Origin of the sequence: Burkholderia sp. WSM2232 (genome assembly GCF_000472545.1) — a bacterium.
Lineage (GTDB): Bacteria > Pseudomonadota > Gammaproteobacteria > Burkholderiales > Burkholderiaceae > Paraburkholderia.
Genome location: NZ_AWZV01000009.1, coordinates 58,826 through 78,224, shown reverse-complemented (window position 1 = coordinate 78,224; position 19,399 = coordinate 58,826). Strand labels below are relative to the sequence as shown.

The 19,399-nt window shown below is 63.4% G+C and carries 17 protein-coding genes, 1 other RNA gene and 1 pseudogene; 10 read left to right on the top strand and 9 right to left on the bottom strand.

The window, feature by feature from the left end; all coding sequences use genetic code 11:
- Window positions 1-14: 14 nt before the first annotated feature.
- Window positions 15-113, bottom strand: an RNA gene (gene ffs / locus F757_RS34990) — signal recognition particle sRNA small type.
- Window positions 114-579: 466 nt separating this feature from the next.
- On the opposite strand from ffs, the gene trxA reads away from it, so the two are divergent.
- From trxA to F757_RS0109265, 7 genes and pseudogenes are all read left to right on the top strand, one after another.
- Window positions 580-906 (top strand): thioredoxin TrxA, encoded by a 327-nt coding sequence (gene trxA / locus F757_RS0109300; protein WP_006048864.1) that lies wholly within the window; start codon window positions 580-582, stop codon window positions 904-906.
- A gap of 257 nt (window positions 907-1,163) precedes the next feature.
- Window positions 1,164-2,432, top strand: a complete 1,269-nt coding sequence (rho, locus tag F757_RS0109295; RefSeq protein WP_006048863.1) for a transcription termination factor Rho — start codon at window positions 1,164-1,166, stop codon at window positions 2,430-2,432.
- Window positions 2,433-2,617: 185 nt separating this feature from the next.
- A pseudogene (locus F757_RS33250) lies at window positions 2,618-3,101 on the top strand (MerR family transcriptional regulator); the annotation flags it as partial.
- 619 nt (window positions 3,102-3,720) lie between these two features.
- The gene (locus F757_RS0109280) at window positions 3,721-4,554 is read left to right on the top strand and encodes a M90 family metallopeptidase (protein ID WP_027211157.1); all 834 of its coding nucleotides are present in this window, start codon (window positions 3,721-3,723) and stop codon (window positions 4,552-4,554) included.
- A 181-nt stretch (window positions 4,555-4,735) separates the two neighbouring features.
- Window positions 4,736-5,002, top strand: coding sequence for a type B 50S ribosomal protein L31 (locus tag F757_RS0109275; protein WP_027211156.1), 267 nt, complete (start codon window positions 4,736-4,738; stop codon window positions 5,000-5,002).
- A 303-nt stretch (window positions 5,003-5,305) separates the two neighbouring features.
- A complete protein-coding gene (locus F757_RS0109270) occupies window positions 5,306-7,063 on the top strand; it encodes an ArnT family glycosyltransferase (RefSeq protein WP_027211155.1) in 1,758 nt (585 codons plus the stop codon).
- A gap of 6 nt (window positions 7,064-7,069) precedes the next feature.
- Window positions 7,070-8,449, top strand: a complete 1,380-nt coding sequence (locus tag F757_RS0109265; protein WP_027211154.1) for an MATE family efflux transporter — start codon at window positions 7,070-7,072, stop codon at window positions 8,447-8,449.
- 204 nt (window positions 8,450-8,653) lie between these two features.
- On the opposite strand, the gene F757_RS0109260 is transcribed toward F757_RS0109265, so the two are convergent.
- Together F757_RS0109260 and F757_RS0109255 are read right to left on the bottom strand one after the other, a co-directional pair.
- Entirely contained in the window at window positions 8,654-9,082 is a 429-nt protein-coding gene (locus tag F757_RS0109260; protein WP_027211153.1) for a carboxymuconolactone decarboxylase family protein, read from the bottom strand.
- Window positions 9,034-9,534 (bottom strand): MerR family transcriptional regulator, encoded by a 501-nt coding sequence (locus F757_RS0109255; protein WP_027211152.1) that lies wholly within the window; start codon window positions 9,532-9,534, stop codon window positions 9,034-9,036. The genes F757_RS0109260 and F757_RS0109255 overlap by 49 nt, the downstream gene beginning before the upstream one ends.
- Window positions 9,535-9,821: 287 nt before the next feature.
- On the opposite strand from F757_RS0109255, the gene F757_RS0109250 reads away from it, so the two are divergent.
- Complete coding sequence (locus F757_RS0109250) at window positions 9,822-10,475, top strand: ComEA family DNA-binding protein (protein WP_027211151.1); 654 nt, start codon at window positions 9,822-9,824, stop codon at window positions 10,473-10,475.
- A 210-nt stretch (window positions 10,476-10,685) separates the two neighbouring features.
- Window positions 10,686-11,114 carry a YidB family protein gene (locus F757_RS0109245; RefSeq protein WP_027211150.1) on the top strand — a complete coding sequence of 143 codons (429 nt, stop codon included), beginning with the start codon at window positions 10,686-10,688 and terminating at the stop codon, window positions 11,112-11,114.
- Window positions 11,115-11,414: 300 nt separating this feature from the next.
- Here the strand turns inward: F757_RS0109245 and clpB are convergent, their stop codons facing one another.
- Together clpB and F757_RS0109230 are read right to left on the bottom strand one after the other, a co-directional pair.
- Window positions 11,415-14,012 carry an ATP-dependent chaperone ClpB gene (gene clpB, locus F757_RS0109235; RefSeq protein WP_027211149.1) on the bottom strand — a complete coding sequence of 866 codons (2,598 nt, stop codon included), beginning with the start codon at window positions 14,010-14,012 and terminating at the stop codon, window positions 11,415-11,417.
- A gap of 132 nt (window positions 14,013-14,144) precedes the next feature.
- Window positions 14,145-14,654 (bottom strand): Rrf2 family transcriptional regulator, encoded by a 510-nt coding sequence (locus F757_RS0109230; RefSeq protein ID WP_027211148.1) that lies wholly within the window; start codon window positions 14,652-14,654, stop codon window positions 14,145-14,147.
- A 299-nt stretch (window positions 14,655-14,953) separates the two neighbouring features.
- Between F757_RS0109230 and F757_RS0109225 the strand changes: the two genes are divergently transcribed.
- Window positions 14,954-15,496: a group III truncated hemoglobin gene (locus F757_RS0109225; RefSeq protein WP_027211147.1), complete on the top strand. Its 543-nt coding sequence runs from the start codon at window positions 14,954-14,956 to the stop codon at window positions 15,494-15,496.
- Between the two features lie 47 nt (window positions 15,497-15,543).
- Here the strand turns inward: F757_RS0109225 and moaE are convergent, their stop codons facing one another.
- The 4 genes from moaE to thrC all read right to left on the bottom strand — a co-directional run bounded on the left by moaE (window position 15,544) and on the right by thrC (window position 19,397).
- Entirely contained in the window at window positions 15,544-16,020 is a 477-nt protein-coding gene (gene moaE, locus F757_RS0109220) for a molybdopterin synthase catalytic subunit MoaE (RefSeq protein ID WP_027211146.1), read from the bottom strand.
- A gap of 40 nt (window positions 16,021-16,060) precedes the next feature.
- Entirely contained in the window at window positions 16,061-16,318 is a 258-nt protein-coding gene (gene moaD, locus F757_RS0109215; RefSeq protein WP_027211145.1) for a molybdopterin converting factor subunit 1, read from the bottom strand.
- A gap of 24 nt (window positions 16,319-16,342) precedes the next feature.
- A complete protein-coding gene (locus tag F757_RS0109210) occupies window positions 16,343-17,596 on the bottom strand; it encodes a molybdopterin molybdotransferase MoeA (protein ID WP_027211144.1) in 1,254 nt (417 codons plus the stop codon).
- Window positions 17,597-17,945: 349 nt separating this feature from the next.
- Entirely contained in the window at window positions 17,946-19,397 is a 1,452-nt protein-coding gene (gene thrC / locus F757_RS0109205) for a threonine synthase (RefSeq protein ID WP_027211143.1), read from the bottom strand.
- Between the last annotated feature and the right edge of the window lie 2 nt (window positions 19,398-19,399).

Here is a 19,399-nt window from a genome sequence, read left to right as displayed (position 1 = left end):
ACAGAAAGGAGGAAGGTGACGAGCCTGACCCTCGGCACTGGTGGAAAACGGCTGTGGCTGCTTCGTTCCCGACCTGACCAGGTTGACCATCCCTCCATGCGAGGAGGCCCGTCACCAAACATTCTATCATTGCCGCGCTGGTTGCGCGACTGTTAATGCGAGCAAAACGACGAGCACGGTGTGAAGCGTGCGCGCAATCGCCAAGCGCCTCTTTCCGCGAGGCGCGCGTGGCGCGCCCTGCAGTCTCTCTTGAGTTCGTGCGCCGCGCCTCCAGATAGGCTACGTCGCAGTTGATAAAACACGGTGGCACTTCGTGGGCAGTCATCGGCAGCGATCGGCAACCATCGGCCCCGCTGCCTCTGACGGCTACTATCACCCCCGGCAACGGATAGCGAATTAAGCTAAACTGCCGTACGGATGACCCGCAAGCGCGAGCCCTCCGCGTATTCACGAACAGTCGCAGACTTTTCGTGCGAAGCGGCGAAGCTCCGGATGCGGCTAAGCGAACCGAAGTTTCCTTGGTTTTTGACATATCGTGGCGAGCAATTCAGGCGGGCCTCGAACCGATAGAGGTATTCAATGAGCGAACAGATCAAGCATATTAGCGACGCATCCTTCGAACAGGACGTCGTGAAATCCGATAAACCCGTGCTGCTCGACTTCTGGGCTGAATGGTGCGGTCCGTGCAAGATGATCGCGCCGATCCTCGACGAGGTCGCGAAGGATTACGCCGATCGCCTGCAGATCGCCAAGATCAACGTCGACGAACATCAATCCACTCCGGTGAAGTTCGGTGTGCGCGGCATCCCCACGCTGATTCTCTTCAAGAACGGCGCGGTCGCCGCGCAAAAGGTCGGCGCATTGTCGAAGTCCCAACTGACGGCATTCCTCGACGGCAACCTGTAAAGCGCTTGCGCGGGCGCACCGCGTGGTCCGACCGGACCCGCTCGCGCCCGCGTAGCACCGCTCTGCTGCCTTCTGTCCTGTTGTCAGCCGGCAACGTTTGTCCTCACAAAGATGCCGTGACGGCGCACTGGCGGGAACTGGCGTGTGCTATGCTAGAATCCGCAAAACGTCGAAAAGACGTGTAAGTCCTTGAGCGGTTCCGCTCACTTCTCCTCCCAGATTTCATTTCGTCGCACCTTCTCCTGCGGGTTCTCCGTATGCATTTATCCGAGCTTAAGACTCTGCACGTGTCCGAATTGATCGAGATGGCCAATGGCCTCGAGATCGAAAGTGCGAACCGCCTGCGCAAGCAGGAATTGATGTTCGCCATTCTAAAAAAACGAGCCAAAACGGGCGATACGATCTTCGGCGACGGCACGCTCGAAGTGCTGCCGGACGGCTTCGGCTTCCTGCGCTCACCGGAAACCTCCTACCTCGCCAGCACGGACGACATCTACATCAGTCCGTCGCAAATCCGCCGCTTTAACCTGCATACGGGCGACACGATCGAAGGCGAAGTGCGCACGCCGAAAGACGGCGAGCGCTATTTCGCGCTGGTGAAGGTGGACAAGGTCAACGGCCAGCCGCCGGAGGCCTCGAAGCACAAGATCATGTTCGAAAATCTGACGCCGCTGCACCCGAACAAGGTGCTGCTGCTCGAACGTGAAATGCGTGGCGAAGAAAACGTGACGGGCCGCATCATCGACATGATCGCGCCTATCGGCAAGGGCCAGCGCGGCCTGCTCGTTGCCTCGCCCAAGTCCGGCAAGACCGTGATGCTTCAGCACATCGCGCACGCCATCAAGCAGAACCATCCGGACGTCGTCCTGTTTGTCCTGCTGATCGACGAGCGCCCGGAGGAAGTGACGGAAATGCAGCGCTCGGTGGCCGGCGAAGTGATCGCCTCCACGTTCGACGAACCGGCTGCACGTCACGTGCAGGTCGCCGAAATGGTGATCGAAAAAGCCAAGCGCCTCGTCGAAATGAAGAACGACGTGGTGATCCTGCTCGACTCGATCACGCGTCTCGCGCGTGCATACAACACTGTGGTACCGGCTTCGGGCAAGGTGCTGACGGGCGGTGTGGACGCGAACGCGCTGCAACGTCCGAAGCGCTTCTTCGGCGCGGCGCGCAATATCGAGGAAGGCGGCTCGCTCACCATCATCGGCACGGCGCTGATCGAAACCGGCAGCCGCATGGACGACGTGATCTACGAAGAGTTCAAGGGCACGGGCAATATGGAAGTGCACCTCGAGCGCCGTCTGGCCGAGAAGCGCGTGTATCCGTCCATCAATCTGAACAAGTCCGGCACGCGGCGCGAAGAACTGCTGATCAAGCCCGAAGTGCTGCAAAAGATCTGGGTGCTGCGCAAGTTCATTCACGACATGGACGAGGTCGAGTCGATGGAATTCCTGCTCGACAAGATCCGCCAGACCAAGAGCAACTCCGAATTTTTCGACATGATGCGGCGTGGCGGCGGCAGCTAAGCTGCGCGTCAGTCAACATCTCACGCACAAACCGCTCGTTGCCGATGAGCGGTTTTTTTTCGTCCAGTGGTTTTAAGTGACCGGCAGGCCGCAGCCGCTTGTTCCAAGCATTGGCCGGCTTGTACGCGTACGTATACGTTGAGGTACGATCGACGCTCACCTGCTCGCTCCGGATGCCAATGCGCATGACAACCGACTCGCCTGCCCTCCTGACCGTACGCGAGGCCGCCGGGCGTCTCGGCGTGACCCCGCGCACATTGAAGTACTACGAGGAGCGCGGACTCGTGTCGACCACGCGCAGCGAGGGCCGCTACCGCCTTTACGACGAAGAGGGCCTGCAGCGGTTCGAACGCATTCTGCGTTTGCGGTCGCTGGGTTTTTCCCTGCATGGCATCATGCGACATGCTCGAACGACTCATGGGGCCGGTCAGCGGCAAGCGGCGTGTTTCGACCGGATCGCTACAGCAGATTCACGACGCGATTGCCGAGCAGGCCGCTGCGCTCGACACGCGCATTCAGGCCATGCGCCGCGAGTTGCGGGAAGCGCAAAAGCTGCGTTAGCGATTGAGCCTGGATCTCGACCATCTGAAACGCCGCCTTGCGGGCGAGAATGCGGGCGCGGTGCTCGAGCAGCCCCGCCGCGCGTCTGTGAAAACCAGTAAAGCGCGTAACACGGGGAGCGCCGTTAAACCAGGCAAAAGCCGCGCAAAAGACAAGATGGCCCCGACGGTGGACTCAGCAACACAGCGCGCGAAAAAGCCACGTGCCGCGGTGCCGCGCTCACGGCCGCGTGGCTGAGACGAACACCACCTGAGGCGGCGTGGCGGCGCTCGCGAAACCACCGCTGCTTCGCCGCCTGGGGTTGCCATCCATCGTGCTGCCGGTCCCCGACGACACATTCCGAATCTTCGCGATAGAGGAATGCGCACCTGGTCATACCACCTCAACACTAGCTCGCGGCAACTGACCATCTCGTTTGCGACCGCGGCATTAGTCGTTGTCGTGCGGCATCGTCAGGCGTTGCACCGGACGCGCGTCGCGAAGCCCGTGAATCCGTACAATTCGTGGTTCCAGCACTCGCTTGCCGCGCTCACCCACGACTTTTCTGCTGCCGCGCACACGCCGCCCTATGCACCTGCGTTGGCTGCCATCGAAACCAGCGGGCAGTGGCGCGGCAGGACGGTTTGCGAGTGCGCTGGACGGCTCCAACTTCCTGTTCGGCCTTACGACATGCGGAGGATTTTCGCCGCCTGGCAAACCCAGATCGACTAATGGTTTTTATCGGCCCATGCTCTCCAAACTGACTCAATGGCTCGGCGCCCGTCGGCGTCAGCGCGCGCTGCGAGACTACGCGATTGGCGACACGCTGTGGCAAGCCACGCTCGACGGCCTGCCGTTTCTCGCGCATCTGGACCCGCCGGACCTCGCACGCCTGCGCGAAATGAGCAGCCTGTTCATCGCGCAGAAGGAGTTCTCCACAGCGCACGAGCTGGAATTGACCGACGCGATGACCGTCGCGATCGCAGCGCAAGCCTGCTTGCCGGTGCTGAATCTGAGCCTTGACCTGTACCGCGGATGGGTCGGCGTGATCGTCTATCCGGGCGAATTCGTGATTCGCAAGACCGTCGAGGACGAGGACGGCGTGGTTCACGAAGTCGAGCAGGATGCAAGCGGCGAGGCCTGGGAAGGCGGCCCGGTGATCCTGTCGTGGGAAGACGCGCAGATGACGGACGGCCTCGACGCGTACAACGTGGTGATCCACGAATTCGCGCACAAGATCGACATGCTGAACGGCGAGGCGGACGGCCACCCGCCGCTGATCCGCCGCTGGCATGCGCCGCTCGATACGAACGCGTGGGCCGACGTGTTCGATTCCGCCTACGACCAGTTCTGCGCCCGCGTCGACGCGGTGCCGCAGCGCCGCTGGACGCGCTTCGAGCGTGAATCGCTGATCGATCCGTACGCCGCCGATCACCCGTCGGAGTTCTTCGCGGTGTGCAGCGAGGCGCTTTTCGTCAAGCCACAGGCCTTCGAGACGGAATATCCGGAACTGTACCGGCTCCTCGCCCGCTATTACCGTCAGGATCCGGCGCGCGTCGGTCTGAGCTTTGCATCGCTGTAACACTGGAAAGAGGCGCACGCACGCCCGCAATCGGTCGAAAAACCTCGGGGAATTCGTCAAGCAACTGATTTTCTGGCATAATCGCGTTTTTTCGACCCTAGGCAAGTGGCTCGCGCCAAGATGCGGTCCGCGCAACAGCGGCCTCACGCGGGTTGGCTACCGCCAGATTAAAGGAAAGACCATGAAAGAAGGCATTCACCCGGATTACCGCGAAGTCCTGTTCGTCGACGTGTCGAACGACTTCAGGTTTGTCACGCGCTCCACGATCCAGACGCGTGAAACCGCTGAATTCAACGGCAAGACCTACCCGCTCGCCAAGATCGAAGTGTCGTCGGAATCGCATCCGTTCTACACGGGTCAGCAAAAGATCATGGACACGGCAGGCCGCGTCGAGAAGTTCCGCAACAAGTTCGGCTCGCGCGCTACCGGCAAGGCCGCAGCGAAGTAATACGCCTGAACAGCGTTTTGCCAGCTCCGGCCGGCAGCGATGCAGCAAAAACGAAGGGCAGCGTAAGCTGCCCTTTTTTGTCACCTGCCGGCCCGCAGCGGCATTCCTCTGCTGCGCCAGCGCGAGGCTGTGCATCGGGCGCGGGCTACGTGTCGTTACGGCGCGCCCGACGCCGTTGCGCGCCGTTACCGGTCGTGACGCGCACACTGCCCGCCGACTACAATGCCGGATGCTCAAACCAGCCCGTCTCAGCCGGACTCGCACTCCGATGGCGGCTTTCGATTATCCAATAATTCAAACCGCATGAGACCTGTCGTTCGCCTCACTGCCTCTGCGACCAGTGCGCTGCCGCGCTGGCTGCTGTTGACCATCTGCATCGTCTACGCGTCGTTCGGCCTGTTCGGCCGCGATCCATGGAAGAACGAGGACGCAGCCGGCTTCGGCGTGATGTGGACCATGGCGAACGGGACGGCGCACGACTGGCTCTTGCCCAATCTGGTCGGCAAATATCTGACTGAAGACGGTCCGCTCGGCTACTGGCTAGGAGCAAGCGCAATCCGCGCGCTGGCGCCGTGGGTCGACGCAAGCAATGCCTCGCGCGTCTTCACTGGCCTGCTGTTTTGCGCGGGCTGCGCGTTCGTCTGGTACGCGGCCTACCTGCTCGGCCGGCGCGCCGAAGTCCAGCCGTTCAAGTACGCGTTCGGCGGCGAGCCGGAGCCGCGCGACTACGGCCGCACGCTGGCCGACGGCGCGCTGCTGATTCTGCTGGCGTGCTTCGGCCTCGCCGAACGCGGCCATGAAACCACGCCGCAGCTCGCGCAATTCGTCGGCATTGCAATGCTGGTGTACGGCCTCGTGCGAATGATCGACAAACCGATTCAGGGCGCGTCGATCTGGGGGCTCGCAGTCGGGCTCGTGACGCTCGCCAGCAGCCCGGTGCTGGTCGGCGCGCTGTTGCTCGGCACACTCGCGATGACCCTGATCGTGCGCGAAACGCGCTCGCGCTGGCTGCTGCTGGCGGGCCTGCCGATTGCCCTCGCGATTTCCGTCGCCTGGCCGATTGCCGCGCTGGCTGCCTTTCCCGTCGACGCCGTCTGGTATCTGAACCAATGGGTGCATGTGAGTCTGAGCTCGTTTGCCGGCCCGCCGGGCTCGGTTGCGGCCTACGCGCTCAAGAACCTGCCGCTCTTCACATGGCCCGCGTGGCCGCTCGCGCTGTGGGCCTGGTTCAGCTGGTCGGGGCTGCGCCGCGCGCCGCACGTCGCCATTCCGCTTTCGGTGATCGGGCCGCTACTCGTGCTGGTCGTGCTGCAAAGCCATCAGTCGAACCGGCTCTATATGCTGCTGCTGCCCGCGCTCGCGGTGCTGGCCGCCTTCGCGCTGCCTACGCTCAAGCGCGGCGCGATCAACGCGATCGACTGGTTTGCGCTGCTCAGCTTCACGATTCTCGGCAGCTTCGTCTGGCTCGTCTACGTGGCCGGCCTGACTGGTTTTCCACATCCGCTTGCGCGCAACCTCGCGCGTCTTGCGCCGGGCTTTGCGCCGCAGTTCAAGATTCTGTCGTTTCTCTGCGCGGTGGCGGTGACGCTCTGCTGGTTCGTACTCGTGCAGTGGCGCCTCGCGCGCCATCCCAAGGTGCTCTGGCGCAGCGTGGTGCTCTCGAGCGCAGGCACAACGCTCATGTGGGTGCTGCTGATGACCTTGTGGCTGCCGGTCGTCAACTACAGCCGGACCTACAAGGACGTCGCCGAACAGATTGCGAGCCATCTGCCGGAGGACTACACCTGCATATCGCCTGTGCGCCTCGGCAATGCGCAGATCGCGACGTTTGCTTATTTCGGCGACATGCATTTCTCCTTCAATGAGGATTGCGACGTCATTCTGCGTCAGGACACCCAGGAATACGGCGAGCCGAGCGCAATGTCCAACTTCGTGTGGAAGCTCGTGTGGGAAGGCCGGCGCGTGGCCGACCGCGACGAACGCTTCCGTCTGTATGTGCGCATTGACCGGCCCAAGCCGCCAGTCGTCAAACGGCGCAGCTGGCACAAGAAAGCCAACTGAACGAACATGCTTGCCGACCTACGGAAAATCGCAGGGCTCGCCTGGCCGGTGCTGATCGGCCAACTGGCGATCATCGCGTTCGGCGTAATCGACACGGCCATGGTCGGCCGTTACTCGGCGGTCGATCTTGCCGCGCTTGGCCTCGGGTCGTCGATCTATATCTCGGTCTACATCGGCTTGACGGGGATTCTCACGGCGCTGCAACCAATCACCGCGCAACTGTACGGTGCGCGCCGCTACGACGAGATCGGCGAAGAAGTGCGGCAGGCACTGTGGCTCGCGCTCGCGCTGACGGTGATCGGCTTTCTGATCCTGTTCTTTCCCGGCCGTCTGCTGCACCTCGCCCGCGTGCCCGACGCGCTGCACGAGCGCACGGTGTCGTATCTGCGCATACTCGCGTTCGGCCTGCCTGCCGGTCTCGCTTTTCGGGTCTATGGTTCGATCAGCAATGCGGTGGGCAAGCCGCGGCTCGTGATGATCCTGCAGGTGGGTGGGCTGCTGCTGAAAGTCCCGCTCAATACGTGGTTCATCTTCGGCGGTTTAGGTGTGCCGGCGCTCGGCGGCCCCGGCTGCGCGCTCGCGAGCAGCCTGATCAACTGGGCGCTCGCGCTTGTCGGCATGACGCTGCTCACGCGCGTCGACGTGTTCACGCCCTTCGCGATCTTCAAGCGCTTCTGCTGGCCGGTCTGGCGGCGCCAGGCGGCGCAGTTGCGGCTCGGCATTCCGATGGGGCTGTCCTATCTGATCGAAGTCACGTCGTACACGTTCATGGCGCTTTTTATCGCGCGCTTCGGCACGACCACACTCGCCGGACACCAGATCGCCGGCAACATAGGCGCAGTGCTTTACATGACACCGCTTGCCATCGGCATTGCTTCGTCGACGCTGGTCGCCCAGGCGCTCGGCGCGCATCGCCCTGAAGCGGCGCGCACGCTGTCGCGCCACGGCATCATGATGGCCGTCGCGATCGCCTGCTGTTACGGCGTGATCGTGCTCGCGCTGCGCCCGTATGTAATCGCGGGCTATACGCCGAACCCACAGGTCGTCGCGGCTGCGATGCCGCTCGTGCTGATCGTCGTCTGCTATCACTTCTTCGACGCGTTGCAGATCACCACCGCCTTCGTGTTGCGCGCCTACAAGGTGGCTGTGGTGCCGACCGCAATCTACGCGGTCGCGCTTTGGGGCGTGGGGCTTGGCGGCGGTTATCTGCTTGGCTTCAACGTGAGCGGCACGATTCCGTCATGGCTGACTGGCGCGCGCGGCTTCTGGGTTGCCAACACGGCGAGTCTCGCGATCGCCGGCATTGGCCTGCTGCTTTACTGGCGTGTGATCAGCCGACGCCATGTGCGCGCCGCCCGCGCATTGAGCACTGACGCCGGCATGTGACGCGGCAGGCCCACGCGCGGCGGCGGCGGCGTGCATGCGCGGGGCGTGCGCGAAGCCGCGCGCTGAGGCCGGCTGGGCCATTGCCTGCGCCACTTCCTACGCCATTGGCTTGACCGCCGCCTATGCCATTGCCTACGCCACTGCCTGTGCCATTGCCTGTGCCACTTCTTACGCCATTGGCTGGGCCACCGCCTATGCCATTGCCTACGCCATGGCAGTGGCCTTTCCCTCCCCCGCTTCTTGCGATGCCTGATCGTGGCGCTCGAAAATTTCGCGGGCCGCGAACAGCGCGTTCAACGCCGCCGGAAAGCCTGCGTAGAGCGCCATCTGCATGAACACCTCGACGATTTCCTCACGCGTGCAGCCGACGTTCAGCGCCGCCTCGATATGCACCTTCAACTGCGGCTGCGCGCAGCCGAGCGTGGCGAGCGAAGCGATCGTCGCAATTTCGCGCGCCCGCAGATCGAGTTGCGGACGGCTGTAAATATCGCCGAAACCGAACTCGATCAGAAGACGCCCGAAATCCGGCGCGATCGGTGCCAGCGCCGCAATCACCTGCTCGCCGGCTGCGCCGTCTATTTCTCTCAGTTTGTTCCAGCCTTGCGTGTAGCGGTCGGTTTGTGCGTGGTCCATGGTGAGTCCTTTTCCGAGTGTGAGAACGATGAGGTGTCGTCGATCCGTCGTGTCCGGCTGCCGGCCGCGGGCAGCTTGCGGGCCGCTTCGCCTTCGTAATATGCGATCTTGTCGATGATCGCGCCGAGGTTCGTCTGCAATTCGGCGATCTGCGCGAGAACCGCATCGCGATGCGCGGCGAGCATGTCGCGACGCGCGCCCACCGTCTGCTGACCTTCGGCCCGCAGCGCCGCAAAGGCCTGCATGCCGGCGATCGGCATGCCGGTCGCCTTCAGGCGCATCACGAAGCGCAGCCAGTCGAGATCGGCCGGCGAATACAGACGATGCCCCGCCTGCGTGCGGCCGACCTCGCGAATCAGCCCGGCCTGCTCGTAGTAGCGCAGCGTGTGCGTGGAGACGCCGATGATTCCGGCGACCTGCCCGATGGTGAGTGCGTTCGACATTTTCGACATGACAGGACTCAGGTTAGGACTTCGAGTGCACTCTAAGTCAAGTGCGCCGCGCTGTCATTGTCGATGAGCCACTCATGCGTTTCGCAGTCTGGACTCACATCTGCCCGATGCAGAGGCAAAAGGTTTAAAGATTGTCCAAGGTGATTTACTTGCCATCAATCGGCCGGTATAAATCGTCGGCGTTCGCGAATAAGGGCGCGCATTTGACCTATGCTTAAGCGCAGCGCCTGCTGACAGAATGCGTCGTCCGTTCCCGGCTACTTTTTGCCCTCAATGGAGTGCTTGCCATGCTGAAAAAGCTTGTGATGCTTTGCGTTGCTCTCGCGCTGTCGCTGTCGGCCGGCCTCACGGCGGCGGTCGAGGTGAATTCGGCCGATCAGGCGGCGCTTGAATCGATCAAGGGCATCGGCCCCGCGCACGCGAAGGCGATCATTGAAGAACGCACGAAGAACGGCCCGTTCAGGAGCGCAGACGACCTCGCCGCGCGCGTCAAGGGCATCGGCAGCAAGTCGGTGGTGAATCTGGAAGCGGCGGGCCTGACCATCAATGGTTCGTCGGCGCCGCCGGCGGGTAGCAAGTCCGCCACGACGTCCGCGAGCGCGAAGTCTCCGGCGACGAAGGCCGCGCCCGCGGCCAACGGCGCGGCGACCGCAGCGCCTGCGACCGCGACGACCAGCGCCGCCACTACCGCAACGCCGGCTGCGCCTGCGGACGCTTCCGGCGCGAAAGCGTCGAAGTCGTCGCGTTCGTCGAAGAAGAATAAGGAGGCTGCGGCTGCGTCTGTGTCTACGCCGACTGCTACCACCGCTACCACTGCCACCGCCGCGGCAACCGGAACTGCGGCGAGCGCGCCTGGCGACGCATCCGGCGCGAAGGCATCGAAGAAAAAAGCGAGGAAGAGCAAAGCGGCGTCCGCGACCGCGGCTTCCGGCGGCGCATAGAGAACTTGTCTGGCGCGGAAGGCGTCAGAGACTGACTCAACCAGCAAGGCGGCGTGCCGAGCGGGGTTTTCGTGTCGTCTGTGCGTGCTGCGCATGACAGGCACTGTGACAGCCTTCGCAGTGCGCCTTCCTTCCCTCGACGCCGCGCAGCCGCGCGGCGCCTCACCCGCCGGCCGTCTGCGACGTGCCGGCATTCAAGAGAGACCCGTCATGAGCCTACTCGACACCCTCGGTTCCCTGGTCGGCAAATCGCCGGAAGGCGGTGGCCAGCAAGCGTTGATTGCAGCCGCGCTCGAATTCGTCAATAGCCAGCCAGGCGGCCTGAACGGCCTGGTCCAACGCTTCCAGGAAAAGGGCCTCGGCGACGTCGTATCGTCGTGGATCAGCAACGGCGAGAATCAGCCGATTGCGGCCGACGCGCTGCATAGCGTGCTTGGCTCCGAAGCCGTCACGAGCCTGGCCGCAAAAGCCGGCGTACAGCCGGACCAGGTGACCGGCCTTCTGTCGCAAATCCTGCCGCACGTGGTCAATGCAGCGACCCCGGAGGGCGAAGTGCCGGCCGAAGGCAAACTGAACGCTACGACCGTGCTTGGCGCGCTCGGCGGCTTGTCGGCACTGTTCGGCAAGGGCACGGCGTAATCAGCGGTGCGGGTTGCAGCGCCAGCGGCAACGCCAGCGCCAGCGCCAGCGCCAGCGCCAGCGCCAGCAGCATCATCAGCTAGGGGCGCGGCGCGCGGACATTGAGCGCATCAACACGCGGACCAACGAGCAGGCGAACAGGCGCCTTAACAAGCAAGCCCGTACGTAAGCCGAAAGCCAACCGGCAAACAAGCCAACGCGCGCAATCGCACCGAAAAAAAAAGCGGCAACGAAGATCACTTCGTTGCCGCTTTGCTATCTACGCAGGTTGCCGCATGCCGCGTCGGACGGCCCGCGAGTTTAGTGCACGACACGCTCGAACACGAGATTGCCGTCTTCCAGTTCGACCGGAATCACATCCTTCGGACCGAACTTGCCCGCGAGTATCAGCTTGGCGACCGGGTTCTCGATCTCCTGCTGGATGGCGCGCTTCAACGGCCGCGCACCGAACAGCGGATCGTAGCCAACCTTGCCGACATGCTCGAGCGCCTCGTCCGACACCACCAACTGCATGTCGAGCTTCGCCAGCCGCTCATGTAGGCGCTGCAACTGGATCCGCGCGATGGACTGCACGTTCGAGCGGTCGAGCGCATGGAACACCACGACATCGTCGATCCGGTTCAGGAATTCCGGACGGAAGTGCAGCTTCACCTCGGTCCACACCGCGTCCTTCACCGCTTCCTGCGGCTCGCCGACCATCGACTGGATGACTTGCGAACCGAGGTTCGACGTCATCACGATCACCGTATTCTTGAAGTCCACGGTGCGGCCTTGCCCGTCGGTCATGCGGCCGTCGTCCAGCACCTGCAGCAGCACGTTGAAAACGTCCGGATGCGCCTTCTCGATTTCGTCTAGCAGAATCACGCTATACGGCTTGCGACGCACCGCTTCCGTCAGATAACCGCCCTCTTCGTAGCCGACATATCCCGGCGGTGCGCCTATCAGACGCGCCACACTGTGCTTTTCCATGAACTCGCTCATGTCGATGCGAATGAGGTGGTCCTCCGAATCGAACAGGAACGCAGCCAGCGCCTTGCACAGCTCCGTCTTGCCCACGCCGGTCGGACCGAGGAACAGGAACGAACCGTACGGACGGTTGGGATCGGACAGCCCTGCGCGCGAGCGACGAATTGCGTCGGCCACCGCGCTGATCGCCTCGTCCTGGCCGATCACGCGCTCATGCAGCTTTTCTTCAATCTGCAACAGCTTTTCGCGCTCGCCCTGCATCATGCGCGAGACCGGAATGCCGGTTGCACGCGAGACGACCTCGGCGATTTCCTCCGCACCAACCTGGGTGCGCAACAGGCGCGGCCGCGTCGGATTGTTCTGCTCCTTCGCCTCGGCCTGCGTGACTTCCTTCAGTTGCGCCTCCAGCCCCGGCAGCTTGCCGTACTGCAGCTCGGCGACTTTCTCGAGCTTGCCTTCACGTTGCAAGCGCGTGATCTCGGCTCGCGTGCGGTCGATCTCTTCCTTCAGTTGCGCACTGCCCTGCACCGCCGCCTTTTCCGCGGTCCAGATTTCTTCCAGGTCCGAATATTCGCGATCGAGCCGCTCGATTTCCTCTTCGATCAATTGCAGGCGCTTTTGCGACGCTTCGTCCTTCTCCTTCTTGACCGCTTCGCGCTCGATCTTCAACTGGATCAGGCGGCGATCGAGCCGGTCCATTTCTTCGGGCTTCGAATCAATTTCCATCTTGATCTTCGACGCTGCTTCGTCGATAAGATCGATGGCCTTGTCGGGCAGGAACCGGTCGGTAATGTAGCGATGCGACAGTTCAGCCGCCGCGACGATAGCCGGGTCGGTGATGTCCACGCCGTGATGCAGTTCGTACTTCTCCTGCAAGCCGCGCAGAATAGCGATCGTGGCCTCGACCGTCGGCTCGTCGACGAGCACCTTCTGGAAGCGGCGCTCGAGCGCGGCGTCCTTTTCAATGTACTTGCGATATTCGTCGAGCGTGGTCGCGCCGACGCAGTGCAGTTCGCCGCGCGAAAGCGCCGGCTTGAGCATGTTGCCCGCGTCCATTGCGCCTTCGGCCTTGCCTGCGCCGACCATCGTATGAATTTCGTCGATGAAGACGATGGTCTGCCCTTCGTCCTTCGCAATGTCGTTGAGCACGGCCTTCAGACGCTCTTCGAATTCGCCGCGATACTTCGCGCCCGCCAGCAACGCGGCCATGTCGAGCGACAACACCCGTTTGCCCTTGAGCGTCTCCGGCACTTCGCCGTTGACGATGCGCTGCGCGAGCCCTTCGACAATCGCGGTCTTGCCGACACCCGGTTCGCCGATCAGCACCGGATTGTTCTTGGTGCGGCGTTGCAGAATCTGAATGGAACGGCGGATTTCGTCGTCGCGTCCGATCACCGGGTCGAGCTTGCCTGCCCGCGCGCGCTCGGTCAGATCGACGGTGTACTTCTTGAGCGCTTCACGCTGGCTTTCGGCGTCCTGGCTGTGCACCTGCGAGCCGCCGCGCACCGCGGCAATCGCGCTTTCGAGCGACTTGCGCGACAAGCCATGCTGACGCGCGAGCCGGCCCGCCTCGCCTTTATCGTCGGCGATGGCAAGCAGGAACATTTCGCTTGCGATGAACGTGTCGTTGAGCTTCTGCGCTTCCTTGTCCGCCTGGTTCAACAGACCGGTCAGTTCGCGGCCGATCTGCACGTTGCCGTCGGTGCCCTGAACTTGCGGCAGACGCGTAATGGCCTCGTCGAGCGCGGTTTGCAAAGCCTGCACGTGCACGCCGGCGCGCGACAGCAGCGAACGCGCCGAACCGTCCTGCTGCGCGACGAGCGCCGCGAGGACGTGAACCGGCTCGATATACTGATTGTCATGGCCGACCGCGAGACTCTGCGCGTCCGCCAGCGCTTCCTGGAATTTAGTGGTGAGTTTGTCGATTCTCATTCGAGACCTCCAATTTCGATTACCACCAAAATGAGGCGATTTATTCAGGATTCAAGCGCTTTTTTGCAGTCCCGGTGGAGTTTTTGAACAACTGACGCGAGAAAATGCGCGGCGTCCCAAGCAAAGCCGTGTTCAGGCAACGGGCATCGGGTTGTCGCTCGCCGGCTCGACGGGCAACGCGGGCACGACCGGAATCACCGTGCGTATGCCGAGCAGCGCGGCCAGCGGCCCTTGCGGACCGGCGACCTCGTCGATGGTATGGCGGTCAAGCTCTGCGAGAAAAGCGTGGCGCGCCGCTTCCAGTACGTTGCGCAACCGGCACTGAGGCGTAATGACGCATGCGCGGCGTTCGCCGTGCTGATCCGGCAGGCAGGCAACCAGCGCGAAGTCGCTTTCGGTGGCGCGCACGATCTCGCCGACGGTCAGCGCGCGGGTGCGCTCGGCGAGGCGCAGGCCGCCGTTGCGGCCGCGCACCGTCTCCACCCAGCCGAGTTCGCTGAGCTGCTGCACCACCTTCATCAGGTGGTTTTTGGAGACGCCGTAGGCCTCGGAAATATCCTGAATCGTCGACAAACCCTGCCCGCGCACAGCGAGGTACAAGAGGACGCGCAGCGAATAGTCGGTGTAGTCGGTCAGTCTCATGGTTGCAGTATCACAATGAGCGCAAGCCGCGATCCGTGGGATAACCGCGTCGATGCAAGGGTTGCCGGGGCCACGGCTTCGCCATAAGATGCAGCGCATGCGCTTGTTTATTTATGCTGCATCGGTGAAGCCGGGCTTTCGACACCAATGGTAACGTTTCGCGCCGCGCCTATCTGCACGAAAAGTACGCTATTTTGAGCTCACTTCCGCCGTGCGGGCCGCTATTGTGGCAGTTTTGGCCGTTTTGGGGCGCACCGTGACGAGGTCGGGACGAATCGTCGCACATCTCTGGAATCTGCATGAACCCTTCCTTTCCCTCAGCGCCGGTCGTCGAACGTGCTGCCGAGCCGACAGAGGCGAACATTCGCGAACTGGTGTACGCGTTTTATGACCGCGTGCGCGCCGATCCGTTGCTCGGCCCGGTATTCGACGCGACGTTGGCAGGCCGCTGGGACGACCATCTGCCGAAGATGTGCACCTTCTGGGCGAGCCTGGTCCTGGGTGCGAAGCAGTACCGCGGCAATGTGCAGCAGGCGCACCAGCCGCTTGCGGGCGTCGAGCCGCAGCACTTCAGCCGCTGGCTGTACCTGTTCCTCGATACGGTGGAGTCGCGTTACGAGCCTGCTGCGGCCGTCCGCTTCATGGAGCCGGCGCTGCGTATTGCGCAGAGCCTGCAATTGAGCCGCTTCGGCTGGGACTACAAGATTCCGGCGGAACAGCAGGCCTTGCTCGAGCGCGTGGCCCCGAAGCGGCCTCGGCCGGACGACGGCGCGGAACTGCCCGCGCGAGCCACCGGCGAGCCGTTCCCCACGCGCATCATCGGCAAATCGCGGGACGAGTGATGTAGAGGGGTGCGTGAGACGCCTGCCGTGATCCGCCGCTCCAGCGCTTATTCCGACGCGCCGTTGCCCGACGCGACGCCCCAGCGCGCGAGCGCCGCATCGTCGGTTACGCGGGCGTCGACCCAGCGCTCGCCCGCTGCGGTTTTCTCCTTCTTCCAGAACGGTGCCTGGGTCTTCAAGTAATCCATCACGAATTCGCATGACGCGAATGCGTCGCCGCGATGCGCGGCCGTCGTCGCGACGAGCACGATCTGGTCGAGCGGATAGAGCTTGCCCACGCGGTGCACGATCAGTACTTCGATGCCCGGCCAGCGCTCGCGCGCACTCACGATGATCGCCTCGAGCGACTTCTCGGTCATGCCCGGATAATGCTCCAGCTCCATGGCCTCTACCGTGCTGCCGTCGTTCAGATCACGTACGGTGCCGACGAAGCACGCCACCGCGCCGATCTTCGGATTGCGGGCCCGCAGCGCGGCGACCTCGGCGGTGAGATCGAAATCTTCAGTCTGTACACGAACGGGCATAGTCGGCTCCTTGGCGGCTCTTTGCGCTGTTCCTTGCACGTTAGCCGCCCGTAACGGGCGGGAAGAACGCGACTTCGCAACCTTCGGTGATGCGCGTGCCAGCATCGGTCATCACGTGGTTGCAGGCCATACGCAGCGCGCGGCCTTCGGCAAGCACGTCGGCCCAGATGCCGCCGCGCAGGCGCAACCAGGCGCGCACGTCGCCGACTGTCGCGACGCCCTCGGGCACCTCGACCGTTTCGTCGGCCAGATCGAGCGCTTCACGCACGCTCGCGAAATATCGCAGTTGGATCTTCATGGGATACGGCCGGCGCAGCCAGCCTCAATTCAGCAATTCGGAAAAAGGAATGAAACGCACGGTTTCGCCCGCACTGATCGCATGATTGGGCGGATTGTCGATCAGCCCGTCGCCCCATACGGTCGATGTCAACACAGCCGAACTCTGGTTCGGGAACAGCTCGAGACCGCCAGCGGCATTGATGCGTGCGCGCAGAAATTCGTTGCGGCGATCCGCCTTGCCCTGGGTGAAGTCCGCGCGCAGCGACAGCGCGCGGGGCACCACGGCGTGCACGCCGGCAAGCCGCAAAATGAAAGGGCGCACGAACATCAGGAAGGTCACGAAGCTCGACACCGGATTACCCGGCAAGCCAATGAAAAACGTTTCGGCGCACGCACCGGCTGGGTCGGCGGTGTCTGCTGCCGGCCCATTGTCCGCGCTGCGGCGCACGGCGCCGAACGCGAGCGGCTTACCCGGCTTCATCGCGATCTGCCACATCGTGAGGCGCCCTTCCGCCTCGACGGCGGGCTTCACGTGATCTTCCTCGCCCACCGAGACGCCGCCGCAGGTCAGAATCAGGTCGTGAGCGCTGGCCGCTTCGCGCAGCGTGGCGCGCGTGGCCTCCAGCTTGTCTTCGACGATGCCGAAATCGCTCACCTCGCAGCCGAGGTTTTCGAGCAAACCGCGCAGCGTGAAGCGGTTGGAATTGTAGATCGCGCCCGGCTTGAGCGGCTCGCCGGGCATGGTCAGCTCGTCGCCGGTAAAGAACACGGCGACTTTCACGCGGCGGCGCACCGGCAGTTCGGCGCAACCCACGGATGCGGCAAGCCCCAGCGCCTGCGGCGTGAGCCGCGTGCCCGCCGGCAGGATCACCGAACCGCTGCGGATGTCCGCGCCTTGCGCCGTGATCCATTCGCCGGCCCGTGGGCTGTGCAGGATCGTGACTTCGTCGCCGGCAGTTTCCGTCTGCTCCTGCATGACGATCGCGTCGGCGCCCGGCGGCACCGTGGCGCCCGTGAAAATGCGCGCCGCCGTGCCTGGCTCGAGCGGCTCGGGCGCATGGCCTGCGGGAATGCGCTGCGACACCGGCAGACGGCGGTTGCCGTGGCTCGTGATGTCGGCGGCGTGAATCGCGTAGCCGTCCATTGCACTGGTGTTCATCGGCGGGACGTCGAGCGGCGAGACGACGTCCGCGGCAAGCACGCGGCCATGCGCCTGAAGCGTCGGTACGGATTCGCTGCCGTTGACCGGCCTCGCGGCGTCGAGCAGGATCGCGAGCGCGTCGGCGGTGGCGAGCATCGGAGCCCGGGGCGTGGAAGTAGACATCTCAGGTTCGAAGCCGCTGGTTAAAAGAATATTGTAGCGGCCGAAGGCCAGAGCTTGTCGCGGCCGTGCTTATCGAGGGGTTTTCGGTTTCAGTGATTGTCTGGGGCGCGGCGGTTCGCTGGGCATCAGATGCCGTCGCGGCCCGCGGTGCAGGGGTTCCGGTGCAAGCCCGCGCTACAGGATCATGGTGCAGACTGCAGAGTGCAGACTCATGGCGCAGGCTCGATCCGCCGCCCAGGCCGCCGGGTTTGCATGACGCACGAGCGGCTCGGCTCGCTGCAGTGCGCGGGCCGCAGGCCCCGCGCACCGCACTCCACTGCAATCAGATGCCAGTGTTCGCCGCGATGAAGTCCTTCACACGCTGCACGTTCGCAGGCACGACCTCGAAGCGTTGCGGCAGCGACTCCAGTCCGGCGAAAGCCGCCGGGCGCTCCGGTTCGCGCAGCAGCGCTTCGCGGATCGTTTCGCCGAACTTGATCGGCTGAGCCGTTTCCAGCACGATCATCGGCACGCCCGGCTGCAGATGTTCGCGCGCTACCTTGAGGCCGTCGGCGGTATGCGTGTCGATCATCGTGTCGTAGCGCTGGAACACGTCGCGGATCGCCTCGACGCGGTCGTCGTGGCTGCTGCGGCCCGACACGAAACCAAACTCCTTGACGCGCGCAAAGTCGCCGCTCGCCGCAAGGTCGAAACCGCCCTTTTCCTCCACGTCGCGGAACAGTTGCAGCACCCGCGCCGGGTCGCGCCCAAGCAGGTCGAACACGAAGCGCTCGAAATTCGACGCCTTCGAAATATCCATGCTCGGGCTGCTCGTGTGATACGTCTCCGCAGCCTTACGCACGCGATAGATGCCGGTGCGGAAGAACTCGTCGAGCACGTCGTTTTCGTTGGTGGCAACCACCAGCTTTTCGATCGGCAGACCCATCATGCGCGCGATGTGACCCGCGCACACGTTGCCGAAGTTGCCCGAAGGCACCGTGAACGACACGCGCTCGTCGTTGCTCTTCGTCGCCGCGAAATAGCCCTTGAAGTAGTAGACGACCTGGGCGACCACGCGTGCCCAGTTGATCGAATTGACCGTGCCGATCTTGTACTTCGCCTTGAACGCGTGGTCGTTCGAAACGGCTTTGACGATGTCCTGGCAGTCGTCGAACACGCCTTCGACCGCGAGGTTGAAGATGTTCGGATCTTGCAGGCTGTACATCTGCGCGGTCTGGAAGGCGCTCATCTTCTTGTGCGGCGACAGCATGAACACGCGAATGCCCTGCTTGCCGCGCATGGCGTATTCGGCGGCGCTGCCGGTGTCGCCGGAAGTCGCGCCGAGAATGTTGAGCGTCTCGCCGTGCTTCGCGAGCGCGTATTCGAACAGGTTGCCGATCAGCTGCATCGCCATGTCCTTGAACGCGAGCGTCGGACCGTTCGACAGTTCCAGCAGCGACAGCGGCGCGCCATCTTCGACGCCGAGCGTTTTGAGGGGCGTGATCTGCGTAGCGCTTTCGTCGTCGCGCACGTTGCAGTAGGTGGCGGCCGTGTAGGTCTTGCGGGCCAGCGCGCGCAGGTCTTCAGCCGGAATGTCGTCGCTGAATTTCGACAGGATTTCGAATGCCAGATCGGCGTACGGCAGCGTACGCCAGCGGGCAAGTTCGTCCGCACTGACGCGCGGGTATTCGGCGGGCAGGTACAGGCCGCCGTCTTTCGCGAGACCGCCGAGCAGGATGTCGGAGAAGGTGTGGCGCTCGCCGGCTCCGGCGCCGCGCGTTGAGAGATAGTTCATAG